The organism is Saccharopolyspora sp. NPDC045941 (genome assembly GCF_056431445.1).
This window is the reverse complement of sequence record NZ_JBWKKU010000119.1, coordinates 1-13,481: the sequence shown is the minus strand read 5'-3', so window position 1 is coordinate 13,481 and position 13,481 is coordinate 1. Positions and strand designations below refer to the sequence as shown.

The following is a 13,481-nucleotide window of genomic DNA, read 5'->3' as shown; positions in this document are numbered from 1 at the left end:
TCCACGGCGGCTGCTCACCCTTCCTCACCCAACCATGATCCACGATCAAGGAAACCCAGACACAACCAGTGGTCCTTTTGCTAGGAACTCTTAGGAATTCTTCTCGATCTTCTTCAACTGCCGCTGAAGGTCGATCTGCAGCGTCATCAGTGCGGCGTCGTAGGTGCTGATCCGCTCCAATTGGGCCAGATATCCGGCAAGATCACCTGAATTCGCTTACCTGCGAGAGATGTGCACGGATGGCGCAGCAGGTGATCATTCCTGACGCCATCCGGGTCGCTCGTCCAGTAATCAACGTGGAAAGGCGGCCGGAATCGTATAATTCGGCGAACAGGGGCGCGCCGGATTCGTTGAACTGGGCCCGCGTGAAGTCGCCCTCTTCCAGGGCTTCCTCGCGAGTGACCTCTTCCTCAGGGTGGATTCCCCAATCCAGGTGGAAGCGCCTGAGAGCAAGCTCCGCCAGTTCGAGATGGCTGTCGACGGTCTCTGCGATTTCGCGGGTGAGGCGAACGGAGCTTCCCGGGAAATCCAGCATTTTGTGGTCACTACCGAATCCGTCCGGACACGTCCGGACAGGTGTCAACTGCGAGGAGGGGCTGAGGCGCATCAGTCGCCCACCTCGTCGACTGATGCGCCGACACCGATGTGGCGCTCGTCGTGTCAGTCGTTCTGGAGTACGTACGACCAGGCGGGCTGCTCGCCGCCCCTCTCATCGACTGCGGCCAGTTCCGCCAGGACCCAATAAGCGATCTGATCCCGCTCGGGGTTGCTCGGAGGAAGGAGGGCACGGGTGCGGATCCCGGTGACATACAGCGCGACCATGGCGAGGAAGCTCTCCAGGTCGCGTGCAGCGGGAAGCCCGGCCAGATGCTCCTCGTCGACTCCGGTCGGGACTGGGGCGGTCGGGACGCGCAGGATGCGCCCGGTGGGCCCGTCGATGACGATTTGGCCCCCCATCCACCTGCCGATCTGGAAGAAGGGCCCGCGTTCCGCCACGGGTTCGGCATAACTCGGCCAGTCCACCTCGTCGAAGAGGTCGACGTCCAGATCCCCGAGCGGCAGGAGCGACATGCGGCCCTCCCTCATGTCCGGCAGGCCGAACTCGGTGCAGAGCTCGCGCGTCGGCTGATGGGTCAACTCCTCGGGAATTTCCTCGGGTTCGGCATCCCAGATGTCGTCTTTGAAAAGGCTGATCAGGTCACGGTGGTTCGGGGGCGTGGCATCAACGGGGCTGCACGGGTCCGCTTTCGCATAACCCGAGGACAGGGGCCGTTGCAGGGAGCCGAAGGTGTCCGAGGGGTCCACGCCGTTCGCTGGCTGAATGGCGATCAGCCCCAGCTCGCCCCCGAACACGACGACATCGCCCAGGGTCAGTGGCACGCAGTGCAGGATGAAAGCGCGATCGTCTCGTCGGGGGAACGACGAGGCCAACAGCTCGCTGAGGTGTGTGGGAGACCCGGACCGCTCGTCGGCCTGTGAGGCCGACGGGGGCGGTGTCCTGGTCGCCGGGGGCAAACCCGAGTCCGCGCGATGTTCCAGCAGATCCTCATCCTTTTCCCAGGGACCTGCGACGAGCTCGCCCGTCTCCAAGTCCCAGATGGAAACGTACGGTTCCGGCCATCCAGCCACCGTGCGATCATCTACCGCACGTATCTGAAACCCGGCAATGGCGGCCCGTCCCTGCCAGCGCACTTCCACCAGCCTGGCGAACCCGCCCGCCTTGAGGAAACGTGCGTGGTATCCACCCGGCGGCCGCCAGTGGGCCCACTTCGTGCGCCAGGGAAGTGAGACGCCGGACGAAGCCACGGACTGCGCGAATTCGCGATCGTTGCGCGACCAGGCCATCAAATGCAGCCAGGAAGCCCACTCGCGCTGACTTTTCGGTGCAACTCCCCATCCCCACAGATGAATCGCATCGGCGGCGGGGCTGTTGCCGGGGATGATGAGGCTGTGGCATCGCGCCGAGTCCATCAGTGCGGTTTGCGGTAGATGGGCCACCGTGCGCCCATCGCGCAGAAGTTCTTCGTACGCCCCCGCCTGCACGGCGTGCATGGCGAGCCCGGCGGCGGCGTACAGCCCGACGGCTCCGGCCTCGACCCACCCCTCCGGATGCCGGAAGTCGGCGGACGTGCGCAGCAGCAGTCGACCAAGTGCCGGCTGACGCGCACATGTTCCTCGGAATCGACTTGGCGTCGCAGGGCTTCGGCCACACCCTCCTCGGCGAAGGAAACCCCGAGTGGACCCGCCAGCAGAACGTCTGAATGTTCCCGAGCCAACTCGGTGAGTTCGTCCGGAGTCATGGTCTCGCCGGTCAAGGCGACGACGAGCTGCGCCCAGACGGGAATGGGCACGATGCGCGGCTCCGCCAGGGCGAGGGCGCGCAGAACGGCTGGTACGTCGGGAGCGGGTACGTCACCGGCGGGTTCGGCCAGGCGGAAAACGGTCTCGGGAGGCACGCCTGGCGGCAGGATTTCGGGGCCGGTATCGGTCAGCACGGCCAACTTCCCGCGCGTCAGCCGGAAGACGGTCCTGCGGATCAGCCGCTCCGGCTCGTACGACTGCCGGGTGAGCCCGGCGCGGCGGGTGTTGACGAGCACCAACAACCGCTCTTCGCTCCACGAATCGAGCGCGTCCCGCCAGTCGTTCCACCAGCCGCCCGGCGTGCCGGGAGACAGGTCAACTCCCAGCTCGACCAAGGCTTTGTACATCGCTTGCTCGGCGGTGAGCCCTGCGACGTCGACGAGAACACTCCCGGGTACGTCCTCGTGCACCCGCTGCATGACGGCTCCGGCATCGACACCGACCGGGGCGACGACGTAGGCGGCGCTGCCGCCCCGTCCACCGGCACGCCACCATGCGCCCACGCGACCGGGCACTCCTTCCGCGGGAATGCCCACCGATGCCACTGTCACGTCGCTCCTCGTCGCCACCGCTGCCGAACTCGATCACAGTAGTGGGCCAGCGCGCTCGGGGATCGGTGCCTGTGCGGGGAGGTTGGCAGGGGGTTCGGCCTACGCGGGGAGTTCGCCGACCCAGCCGTCGATGCTCGGCAGGCTGAGCATTCTCGTGGCAAGTTCGGTAGTCGTCGACCGCGATCCCGGGGATATTCGGGCGTGAACGCGTGCAGAGTTGGGCGCAGGGTTCCGCCGGTATCGCACGCCCGTTCATGGTCGAGGTAGATCCTGATGAATTTAACGGTCAGCGGATGGGAAAGACGCGACGCGGCGCAGCATCACGATCCAGTCGTCCTCGCTCGGCCAACCCGTCAAGTCGGTGAGCTGCCACGTCTCGTCGCCCACGGGGAAGGTCTCGCCAATTCGGAGGGTGTGATTCTGCTCCTCGGTGGTGACGGTCACGAGTCGAACCCTTACCGATGCGTCGGACTCCCTGTAGATATCGTTCACTGAGAAGCTGACGTTCTGCATATTTCGCTGAATTCCGTGCCAGAGGCCAATCGTGTCGGCACTGCTCATGTCTCATCCTCCAAAGACGTGTACTGCTTGCCGCAGTATTGCGGCCCTTCTGATCTCTCAACTCTGTTGTTTCACAGTGCTGTATCAGACATCCGGTCCAAAGCCTTCCAGCCCTCAGGTGGGCCGTCCCCGCCATTGGGCCGGCGCAGGCTGCGGTACAGCTCGATCGCGGAGTCCGGCGGAAAGTTGGGGACATGGGTGACGGCTCCGTCGCTTTTGGAGATCACCATGTGACTGCCACCCAACGGCACCTGAGTGCCGGGCGGCGGCGGGGGCATGACGGCGTGGACGAGGAAGCCGATGTCGAACTCAGCCACGTGCAACGGCGCCGGGTTTCCTTCCAGATCCAGCACTTCGAATCGGGTGCGAGCGGCAGCCAACGCCTCCTCGGCAGTGACGGGGATGGGCTGCACCGGTTCCGGCGCGCCGGAATGCGACATGGACTCTCTCCTATCGGTGAAGGGACGAACAGTCGACCCTAGCTGTCGCGACCGTGCTGCTGTGGCGGTGCCAGGCGCAGGACCAAGGCACGTATCGCTCTCGACCTCGCTTTGATCGCGGGGAAAGGTGGGAAAGCCGGAGGGCTTTGGGCAACGCGATCGGCGGGCCGGGGCGGCTACCGCAGCGTCGACTTCGCCAGCACCAGCAGCACCGACGCCGACCAGCTGAAGTTGCTGGAGTTCAGCCGGGTGCCGTTGAGCGGGTCGTAGTTCTCCCCGATCGGCGCGTTGCCGAGGAGCCCGTCGGCCCGCCGGACCAGCGCGGTCGCGGCCCGCGTCGCGTCCGGCCGGTAGCCGTAGTCGGTCAGTCCGCTGATGGCGAAGTACGTCTGGTCCAGCCAGTTCGGTCCGCGCCAGTAGGCGGTCTGGTCGAATCCGGGGGCGGACACCGAGACCGTCGGGAACGGCAGGTGGGTGCCGAACGCGTGCGGGTCGAGCAGCGCCCGCCGCACGCCGGCCGCCTGCGGCGGTGACGCCACGTCCGCCCACAGCGGTATCGTCCCCTCGATGCCCATGCCGCGCTCCACCAGTGGCCGCTCCGTTGCGACGTCCACGTCGTAGTAGTAGCCGCTGGCCGGGTCGAAGGTGTGCTCGCGCAGCCAGGCCGCGACGCGTTCGGACTGCGCGCCGAACTGCGTCGGCCATGCCGGCAGAGTGCCCGGTTACAGCGGGGGCAAGAGTGCCGGACAGCTCCCATGTCCGCTGGTCATTTGAGGGCGACTCGGCGATCAACACATGGCAAAGCTTTGACCCAGCCACCGGGCTGCTCTCTGTGGTCGGTAGCTACGCTGCTACGGCGCGTTACACCGACCCCATCTTCGGTGACATGTCGACGTCGCAGAGCGGCACGTATAGAGCAAGGTTGGTCGTCGAGTCCGGGGCCCCCGAAGTACTGCAGATCGAAGCGTGCGTCGAGCGCGGGATCCTGCCGGAGGGCACCGAGCTCACCGAGTTGAACCCGATCCCGGATGAGGTCGCCAACCCGGCGGACTTTGTTCGGCCGTGGGCGGAGCTGAGCGAGGACGAGCGGAGGCTCTTCTCCCGCATGGCGGAGGCGTTCGCGGGGATGTCGGAGTACACCGACGTGCAGATCGGCCGACTGGTCCAGCATCTGGAGGAGACCGGTCAGCTGGAGAACACGCTGATCCTCTACTGCGCTGACAACGGAGCCTCGGGCGAGGGCACGCCCAACGGATCGGTGAACGAGAACTTCTTTTTCAACGGCTACCCCGACGATGTCGCGAGCGCGTTGGCGAACATCGACGCGATCGGCAGCCCGGCGACGTACAACCACTATCCGACCGGTTGGGCAGTGGCGTTTTCCACGCCGTTCCAGATGTTCAAGCGCTACTCGCAGTATTCCGGTGGGACGTGCAATCCGCTGGTCGTGCACTGGCCACAGGGGATGGCGGCGCGCGGTGAGATCCGGCATCAGTACCACCATGCCACCGACATCGTGCCGACCATCCTCGACGCCGTCGGGCTTGAGATGCCGAGCACCTACCGAGGCGTCGAGCAGCGGCCGCTGGACGGCGTGTCGATGCGGTACTCGTTCGACGACGCGTCCGCTCCCACGACCAAGCGGCGGCAGTACTACTCGATGCTCGGCACCCGCGGGATCTGGGCGGACGGGTGGAAGGCGTCCGCAGTCCACGCGCCGTTGAGTGGACGGGGCGACTTTCCCGCGGACCGCTGGGAGCTGTACCACGTCGACCGAGACCGGTCGGAGAGTCGTGATCTGGCCGCGGAACACCCGGAGAAGCTCCAGGAACTGCAGGAGATGTGGGAGGAAGAGGCGTTGCGCAATCAGGTCTTCCCGCTGGACGATCGCACGGCCCTGGAGATCCTCAGCGACGAACGCCCGCGCGGCGAGCCACCCCGGGGCGGCTATGTCTATTTCCCCGACACGGCGGCGGTGCCCGAGTCGGTGGCGGCCGATATCCGGGGACGCTCCTACCGGATCGTGGCCGACGTCGAGGTGGGCGACGATTCGCGCGGGGTACTGATGGCGCAGGGGTCACGCTTCGGTGGCCACACGCTGTTCATCGACGGGGGACAGGTGCACTACGTCTACAACTTCCTGGGCGTGAAGCGCGACCAGACCGTCTCCACGGCGATCACGCCCGGACGTCGGCGCGTGGTGGTGGTGTTCCGTCGTGAGGGCTCGGGACCGTACGCCGAGTCGCTCGGCACCACCTCGATCGCGGTCGATGACGAGCCGGGGGCAGCGACGTCCATGCGCGTCCAGGTCGGGCGGTTCAGCCTCTCCGGCGACGGTCTCCGGGTGGGCCGGGATAAGGGCGATCCGGTGTCCGACCGCTATTCCGGGCGGTTCCCGTTCGTCGGCGGCCGCGTCCACTCGGTGACGGTCGAACTGGGGGAGCCGGGGCAGTCCACGGGCGAGAGCGACGCAGAGGCGGCGTTCGCCCGACAGTGACGGGCATGCCGCCCATTGGCATCGGCGGGCGCTCTCGTTGCGCCCGCCGGCGTCGCTGGGCGGCACCCGCGCCGTAACGCAGGAGCAGTCGCTGGAGACGTCAGAGTCCCAGCATGCTGCGGGCGACGGCGTTCAGGACCCGCTCGACGTCGGCGCGGTCCCGGGTGCCGCGGAGCGGGCGAGGTCGTTGATCATCATCAAGGTCGCGTGGACCGTGACGCCGGCATTGGGGTGAGCCCGTGCGGGCCTGTCCTGGTCCAGAACTCGGCCTATGGCAGTGACCACGCCGTTACGCTGCGGCCTGGTATTCGTTGAGAAGGCCGCCGAGGACGGTGCGGCATCTGATAACAAGCTTTTGTTCCTCGGGTTCTGTGGCTCGGATGTTCCTGGCGGGGCCGTTGCTCAGGGTCAGCGGAATGGCCGCCCATCGCGAAGTAGTGAGCACGCAGCCGGTCACCTCAGCTGTTCTAATGCCGCCGAGTGCAGCGACGCGTACCACGCCGCCGACCGCATCCGTCCACGAGATGGCCTGACCCGCCGACACCAACAGCTCTGCTCGAGAGCTCTCGCTCAACGTGCGCTCTGACAGCGTCACGCTGAACTTCGCCATGGCTGTGACGGTCTCGTTCACCCGTCGAGCCAACGTGGCGAGATCGTCGAGCGTCGCGGTGCGTAGACGGGGATCAAGCGGCCATAGCTATCAAAACACGCGCCAGGCGGACAGCGTCAGCGGGATCGTGGGGTGCTCTCGGCAATGCCATCCCACTGGGACAGTCGCTGGAGCATAAGCGGGCATTTCGGCGCGCCGGTACCATCCGGTAATCATCCGAGCAGTGCGCCCGCGATTGATCGTGTCAGCGCCAGAGGTCGTCGCCGAGATCCGGCCCTGCTTGCGGTGGATGGTCAGAAGTGTGCGGTCGGCCGTCAAGGGCACTCGACGCGTGCTCGCGGACGGGCCGAGTCGACCCGGGTGTTCCGCACAGCAGCGCGAGACAGAAGAACAGGCCCGACCCCACCAGGGACACGAACAGGCCCTGGGCGTACCAGGCCTCGGTCGCCGGGTTGGCCGGAGCTGAGCCAGTCCAGGTCAACGCGATCAAGCCAACGGTGCACCACATGGCCAACCCGAACAGTGCGATGAACGCCGCCCACAGCGGCAACTGCATAAGCCACGCTCTGCGTTGTGATCGATCCATGCCGGGTGATCCTGACACAGCAGGGGGCGATCACAAGTTCTCCAACCCTCTAGAGCGACACCCGTCCGGCCGAAGTGCCTCTGCTCATGTTCGCCTGGCGTAGCAGCGCTTCCGTCGTTGACTCGTTCGTGCCCTCGATCTCGGGCTGCCAGCGCTGCTGATCGGTCTCTGCGAGTAGGCGTTTGGCCTTGCATGGCGGCGCGTTGCGCGACGGTGCGGGTGGCTATCTCCACATAGGACGACAACCGTCACCGGCGGCGGAGCGGTCGGTAAACCTGGTAGTGCCGCCGTGTTGACGAGCTCCTGTCACGCCGATTGTGCTGCCTGGTGGCGGGTTTGCGTGCCGGTGAGGGTGCGGGCTTCGGCCGCTGCGATCACGGACCGTTCGGTGTAGAGGACGCCGCGGTGCACGGGATCCGGACCGCTACGTCCGCCGCCACCTGATCTGGACCAGCCCCCGCAGCGTCGGTGACGAAGCACGGCACGACCGCATGCGGCAGCGGCAAAAGGAGTGGAAACGGCAGCAACAGGAACGGGAACGGGCGGCCGAGCAACGCCGCAAGGAGGAAGAGGAAGCGTGCCGGCAGCAACGCCAACGCGAAACGCCGCCGCCAAGAACAAGCCCAGGCGTGCGTTCACCCTCTGCCGGGTTCGGGTTTCTTCTTTCTGTACTCCAGCGGCGGGATGGGGCGACTTTCCGGCACGCAGGCTTCGCAGCGGCACGACACGCGCGTGTTCGGGTTGTTGCGCCAGCACCCGAACGGAGGTCACCTGAGTGCGGATTCCGGCGAGGATGGCCGGATCCCCGCCAGCACTCCCCGATCTCCACAAATGCCTGCCACACAAAGAACGGTCGGGCATTGAGGCTGACCTTGTCGGGCTTTTCGTCGAAGTCTGTCGCGGTCACGGCTACAGCCTGCACGTCACAACTCTTCCCGACGTCCACCACGCGCTGCTCGCCGCCGCCGCGGAGCTGGGCGTGGCGCCGACGGAGCATCAGCCGAACGCAAGGTGTACCGGATCTACACAGCCCGGCTGAACAACGCCGCAGTGTCCACAATGTCGGCGACCGGTCGGCGAACAGGCGAGCTGTATATGCCGCGCCTGCCTATACCACCACTGTTGTGGGTAACGCAAAGGTGCGGAGTGACCCCCACGAGGTCTAGGTTCCCCCGGGCGAGGATTTCCAGTGACGTTCCATCCTCGCCGCACGTCCTGGACTCCTCCTCCGTTCAGGACGTCGAGAAGGGCCCGACATGGTGGGTCCTATAGTTGTTTCACTTGCGCTCCGTCACAGGGACGCAGGGCGGTGGAACACTGCAGGCGAGGCGCTCCGCACCGAGGGGGCTTCGGTGCGGAGCGCCTCGCGGTGGGGCGGACTTGCGGTGCGGGCGGCCGGCCAACGACCACCCGCACCCTTCCCCGAATCCCGGCAAGGCCCCCGACGCCTTGCCGAGCCCACGTGGGACCTCCTTTTCGCAGGTCAACGTTCCTATGAACATTGAGCGCTACCGATCGGTAACGCAATGCTCCGGTTCAAGACCTTTCGCAATGCAGTTCAAGCCTGGTTGATCGTGTTGTGTCCTCACTGGACGGGTGCTGCACCCGCTTCGGAGGTGGGGACTTTCGACCCGCCTCCTGAGGCATATGCCCTTGCTAGCCAGGGGATCCCCGGATGAGGAGGAGGTGGTGGAGATGGGAATGCTCGAAGACCACCATGACGGCCGGCAGTACATCCCGGCGCTCCGCTGGAACGAGGCCCCCAGGTCGTTCCCGGTGCCCGGCCGGTCCGTGGGCGAGACACGCGAACAGCGGCGCCGGCGGGTGATGGCCAACCTCGAACACCTCCGGGCCCCGCTGGCCGGGATGGAGCTGGTGTGCTCCGATCACGCGTTGCTGACCTGGATCGCTGACCAGGACGACGACACCGTCGTCGCCGTGGCTGATCTGCTGGCACGGGCCCGGTCTGCCTGCCCGCTGACCGAGCAGCGCTGCTTGCAGCTCGCCGGTGACGGCGGGAACACGTAAACGACGAACACACCCCCGCGCCCGGTGCAGGGTGCGCGGGCGCGTCGGCCGGGCGGCGCGGTGCCGTCTCGCACAGCCCGGATCCCTCGTCCGGGCCCTCTGCGGCGTGGTGAGGGCGTGTCGGCCTGGGGGCAGTGCAGTGGCGGGCCTACGTTGTCCGCGCGACGGCGTTCCATCCCCTCGCCCGCGTTCCCCGGGCGGCTCCACGCCCGAGGACTGCGGACCGGGCCCGACAGGTGGGCCCAAGCGGGTTTGTTTCACCGTGGGGCGACCAGCGGCACGGTCTGCCGGTGAAACACGGGACGCGCCCTGCACGGCCTGGGTGGTGGTGCGAGGCGCGTCCACCGCTGACTTCCAGCGTCGGCGGTGTTCGTCCGCCTCGGCAGCGCCTCCACGCCGCCTCTGGTGTCCGGGGAAACGCGAAAGAGCGGGACAGATCTTGCGCCGGGGCAGTCCCCGACGCCATCCTCGACGTCCACGGCCGTGCGCCACTGCTGGGCGGTCCTCGCCCGCCCGGGGAACCGTTCCCCATTCGTCCGGAAGCCGTGGCCTCAAGCGTGGGTGACCTCCGGCCGATTGGTTACAGGTGAGCCATTTCACCAGTGCGGCCGGCGGCGAAGTGGTGCTTGGCGAGCTGCGAGAGCAGGTGCGCTACCTGCTGGAGGTGCTGGCCGGGATGAACCCGGCGGCCGCGGCGAGTTCCTTCGATGTCCTGGTGGCCCTGCACGGCCGGGAGGTCATGGCCACCGCGCTGCGCCAGGTCGCCGGCGCGGAACTCGCCGACCCGATGCCCGCCGGCGGCGTGGTCGACGGCCGTGTCGTAGCCAGCACCACTTACCCGGTGCGCCCGCACCCGACGCGGCAGGACGCCGAGATGCCGCGCCGCCGGTAAGCCCGCTCCTGGCCGGTGGGATTCAGCGGGCGATCGTGTGGTGGGCCAGCCCCAAAGGGGCGGAGCCGGGCGACGGGGAGGTTACTCGGCGGCCTGGCGCGAATAAACCGCCCGCATAGGCGGTGGCCGGCCACCTTGGTTGCGGTGCCGGCGATGCCCGCTGGGCAGCATTCGCCCGGATCGGGTGATTGGCTGTTTCAACCGTGCGGCGTAAGTGGTATCCAACGGCGGGGCGCGGATGTGGCTCGCTGGGCGCCCCGCACGGGACTCGGCTCCGCGCGCATGAACGGTGTACTGGGGGCGTATGCGTGCATTGCCCGGGAATGGTGGAGGAACACGGCAGGATGTTCGGTACCGTCCCGGGCAGCCGAGCCCCGTGTCCGAGCCTGAGGCCGCCGAGTCGCCCACTGCCATCCGGCTCGGCATTCCCCGGTCGACGACCTGCCCGTCCCCAGCGTGATGTCGGCGTCGTGCTCAGCTGGCGGCGTGCAGATCGCGCACTCGTCCGGTCACCGTGGCCAGCGCCCGCTCCAGCGTGGCATAACAGCACAACGCCTCGGTCAGCTCGGCGGCGATCAGCGCCCGCTGCAGGCAGGGGGCGTCGTCGGTGACCAGCCGCAGGTCGATACCGCGGCTGTCGGCCTGGCGGTGGGCGTGCAGCAGCAGCTCCAGCCCTGCCACGCCGATGAAGTCCAGCCCGGAGAGGTCCAGCACGACCGTGTCGACCATCGAGGACAACCGGGCCGCGAGCAGCTCATGCAGACAGGCGGCGGTGCGGCAGTCCAGGTCGCCGCCGGCCTGGATCACCACGGCTGTGCTCGTCGGGCGCCAACACCGCAGGTGCAGGCCCGAATGGGCAGCAGGGGTTTCGGGGGCCGCCCGTCGTGACGGGCTGCGGGGGCGGGACGCATGTGCGGTCATCGGGCTGCCTCCTCCAGACAGGGCAGCCGACGAAGAACCGACGATCCCGTGGCGACATCCCTGTCCCGGCCCCGGGCCGGGACAACAACCCCGAGAACGAAACCGGCGGAACCACTCCGTGGCTGCCGCGTTCGGCGCAAGGGCGTGCACCCACCGTACCGCCCAACATCATTTTGTCGACCGGTTCCGACAGCGAGTTCGAGTTCGCGGCCGCGATCAAGAACACCTCGATCGCCTCGCGGGGACCGCAGGAAAAGGCGATGCAGGCGGTCAAGCGCCTGACCAAACCCACAGCCAGCAAGCTCATCGCCAGCCTGCAGGTCTAACGACGAGAGAAGCGAATGTCCAGCTCTACTAAGACTTTCCGGGCGCACCGTGATCTGTTGATCGTCGCGAGAGGCTTCCTGTACAGCGATGCCACGAACGTGCTCGACGGCCTGTTTCGCTACCTCGGACAGGCCAGAGCGGGGGAGTAAGTGGGCCTTCTGGCTACCCGAGCGTTCCTCTGTGCATACCTGGCGCACACAATCTATGGATCTCCACTGCCAGCGCCTCCCACGGGACTGTAAGTTCTGCGGTGTAACTGTCCACAGTGGAGGATAGTGCACCATGAGTGATCAGAGCAAGGACGCGTCGCTGCAGGTCTCGCCGGTGGTGGACCGGCAGGTGGTGGCCGAGCTGGTCAAGCGTGCCCAGGCCGATGGGGTGGCCATCGGTGGCGAGGGTGGGCTGATGCAGCAGCTGACCAAGATCGTGCTGGAGTCGTCGCTGGAGGGCGAGATGGACGCCCATCTGGGTTACGGCAAGCATGACCCGGCCGGTCGTGACGGGGGGAACTCGCGGAACGGGACGCGGTCGAAGACGGTGCTGACCGAGGCCGGTCCGGTCGAGATCACCGTGCCCAGGGACCGGGATGCCTCGTTCGAGCCGAAGATCGTGCGTAAGCGGCAACGCAGGCTCTCCGGGGTGGACGGGATCGTGGTGTCGCTGACCGCGAAGGGCCTGACCACCGGAGAGGTGTCGGCGCATCTGGCCGAGGTGTACGGGGCGGAGGTGTCCAGGGAGACGATCTCGGTGATCACCGACCGGGTGCTGGAGGGGATGACGGAGTGGCAGAACCGGCCGCTGGAGCGGGTGTACGCGGTGGTCTTCATCGACGCGATCCATGTCAAGATCCGGGAGGGACAGGTCGCGAACCGGCCCATTTACCTCGCGCTGGGTGTCACCGCGAGCGGGGAGCGGGACATCCTCGGGCTCTGGGCCGGTGAACACGGCGACGGCGAGGGCGCCAAGTACTGGCTGCGGGTGCTCACCGAGATCAAAAACCGCGGCACCCAGGACGTGCTGATGGTCGTCTGCGACGGCCTGAAAGGCCTGCCCGACGCGGTGACCACGGTGTGGGACAAAGCGATCGTGCAGACCTGCGTCGTTCACCTGCTGCGCAACAGCTTCCGTTACGCCTCACGCAAGGACTGGCCGGCGCTGGCCAAGGACCTCAGGCCCGTCTACACCGCCCCCAGCGAGCAGGCCGCCCTGGACCGATTCGCCGAGTTCTGCGAGAAATGGGAGAAGAAGTATCCCGCGATCGTGCGGTTGTGGACCGCCGCGTGGGCGGAGTTCGTGCCGTTCTTGCAGTTTGACGTCGAGATCCGCAAGATCATCTGCACCACCAACGCGATCGAGAGCATCAACTCCCGGCTACGCCGTGCGATCAACGCCCGAGGGCATTTCCCCACCGAACAAGCCCTCAAATGCCTTTACCTCGCCCTCATGGGCCTGGACCCCACCGGACGAGGCCGCGGACGCTGGACCATGCGCTGGAAAGCCGCCCTCAACGCTTTCGACCTCGCCTTCGACGGACGCCTGTCCGCCGCACGCAACTAACCCAGATCATCAAACCCAATTACACCCAAAACTGGGCTCTGTCGTTGATTGCGTGATCAACTTTGTGTCTGGTCGCCGGGTCTAATGGGGGAGTTTGTGATCATGGTCTGTGTGTGATCGTGAATGGCTGGACGTGTTGCTGCCGCACCT

Annotated in this window: 15 protein-coding genes; 6 read left to right on the top strand and 9 right to left on the bottom strand. The window is 66.8% G+C overall.

Features of this window, described 5'->3' with window-relative positions; translation table 11 throughout:
- Nucleotides 1-202: 202 nt before the first annotated feature.
- From AC07FN_RS44820 to AC07FN_RS44795, 6 genes are all read right to left on the bottom strand, one after another.
- Complete coding sequence (locus tag AC07FN_RS44820; RefSeq protein ID WP_478401190.1) at nt 203-535, bottom strand: hypothetical protein; 333 nt, start codon at nt 533-535, stop codon at nt 203-205.
- A 125-nt stretch (nt 536-660) separates the two neighbouring features.
- Nucleotides 661-2,052: an SUKH-4 family immunity protein gene (locus AC07FN_RS44815; protein WP_478401189.1), complete on the bottom strand. Its 1,392-nt coding sequence runs from the start codon at nt 2,050-2,052 to the stop codon at nt 661-663.
- Nucleotides 1,971-2,912 carry a hypothetical protein gene (locus AC07FN_RS44810; RefSeq protein WP_478401188.1) on the bottom strand — a complete coding sequence of 314 codons (942 nt, stop codon included), beginning with the start codon at nt 2,910-2,912 and terminating at the stop codon, nt 1,971-1,973. Before AC07FN_RS44810 ends, AC07FN_RS44815 begins: the two co-directional genes overlap by 82 nt.
- A gap of 279 nt (nt 2,913-3,191) precedes the next feature.
- Nucleotides 3,192-3,473 (bottom strand): DUF6406 domain-containing protein, encoded by a 282-nt coding sequence (locus tag AC07FN_RS44805; protein WP_478401187.1) that lies wholly within the window; start codon nt 3,471-3,473, stop codon nt 3,192-3,194.
- A 71-nt stretch (nt 3,474-3,544) separates the two neighbouring features.
- Nucleotides 3,545-3,913: a hypothetical protein gene (locus tag AC07FN_RS44800; protein WP_478401186.1), complete on the bottom strand. Its 369-nt coding sequence runs from the start codon at nt 3,911-3,913 to the stop codon at nt 3,545-3,547.
- Between the two features lie 176 nt (nt 3,914-4,089).
- Nucleotides 4,090-4,626, bottom strand: coding sequence for an MGH1-like glycoside hydrolase domain-containing protein (locus AC07FN_RS44795; protein WP_478401191.1), 537 nt, complete (start codon nt 4,624-4,626; stop codon nt 4,090-4,092).
- Between the two features lie 173 nt (nt 4,627-4,799).
- Here AC07FN_RS44795 and AC07FN_RS44790 point away from each other — a divergent pair, with 173 nt between their 5' ends.
- Nucleotides 4,800-6,410 carry a sulfatase-like hydrolase/transferase gene (locus AC07FN_RS44790; protein ID WP_478401185.1) on the top strand — a complete coding sequence of 537 codons (1,611 nt, stop codon included), beginning with the start codon at nt 4,800-4,802 and terminating at the stop codon, nt 6,408-6,410.
- A 37-nt stretch (nt 6,411-6,447) separates the two neighbouring features.
- Entirely contained in the window at nt 6,448-6,645 is a 198-nt protein-coding gene (locus AC07FN_RS44785) for a hypothetical protein (RefSeq protein ID WP_478401184.1), read from the top strand.
- Nucleotides 6,646-6,699: 54 nt separating this feature from the next.
- Here the strand turns inward: AC07FN_RS44785 and AC07FN_RS44780 are convergent, their stop codons facing one another.
- Together AC07FN_RS44780 and AC07FN_RS44775 are read right to left on the bottom strand one after the other, a co-directional pair.
- Nucleotides 6,700-7,041, bottom strand: coding sequence for a hypothetical protein (locus AC07FN_RS44780; RefSeq protein ID WP_478401183.1), 342 nt, complete (start codon nt 7,039-7,041; stop codon nt 6,700-6,702).
- Between the two features lie 223 nt (nt 7,042-7,264).
- Complete coding sequence (locus AC07FN_RS44775; RefSeq protein WP_478401182.1) at nt 7,265-7,576, bottom strand: hypothetical protein; 312 nt, start codon at nt 7,574-7,576, stop codon at nt 7,265-7,267.
- A 1,725-nt stretch (nt 7,577-9,301) separates the two neighbouring features.
- Here AC07FN_RS44775 and AC07FN_RS44770 point away from each other — a divergent pair.
- Both AC07FN_RS44770 and AC07FN_RS44765 read left to right on the top strand, forming a co-directional pair.
- Nucleotides 9,302-9,634: a hypothetical protein gene (locus AC07FN_RS44770; protein ID WP_478401181.1), complete on the top strand. Its 333-nt coding sequence runs from the start codon at nt 9,302-9,304 to the stop codon at nt 9,632-9,634.
- Nucleotides 9,635-10,220: 586 nt separating this feature from the next.
- A complete protein-coding gene (locus AC07FN_RS44765; RefSeq protein ID WP_478401180.1) occupies nt 10,221-10,526 on the top strand; it encodes a hypothetical protein in 306 nt (101 codons plus the stop codon).
- A 474-nt stretch (nt 10,527-11,000) separates the two neighbouring features.
- Here AC07FN_RS44765 and AC07FN_RS44760 read toward each other — a convergent pair whose 3' ends face one another.
- A complete protein-coding gene (locus tag AC07FN_RS44760; RefSeq protein ID WP_478401179.1) occupies nt 11,001-11,447 on the bottom strand; it encodes an STAS domain-containing protein in 447 nt (148 codons plus the stop codon).
- A 173-nt stretch (nt 11,448-11,620) separates the two neighbouring features.
- Here AC07FN_RS44760 and AC07FN_RS44755 point away from each other — a divergent pair, with 173 nt between their 5' ends.
- Both AC07FN_RS44755 and AC07FN_RS44750 read left to right on the top strand, forming a co-directional pair.
- Nucleotides 11,621-11,773 carry a hypothetical protein gene (locus tag AC07FN_RS44755; protein ID WP_478401178.1) on the top strand — a complete coding sequence of 51 codons (153 nt, stop codon included), beginning with the start codon at nt 11,621-11,623 and terminating at the stop codon, nt 11,771-11,773.
- Between the two features lie 283 nt (nt 11,774-12,056).
- The gene (locus AC07FN_RS44750; protein ID WP_478401177.1) at nt 12,057-13,331 is read left to right on the top strand and encodes an IS256 family transposase; all 1,275 of its coding nucleotides are present in this window, start codon (nt 12,057-12,059) and stop codon (nt 13,329-13,331) included.
- Nucleotides 13,332-13,481 lie beyond the last annotated feature (150 nt).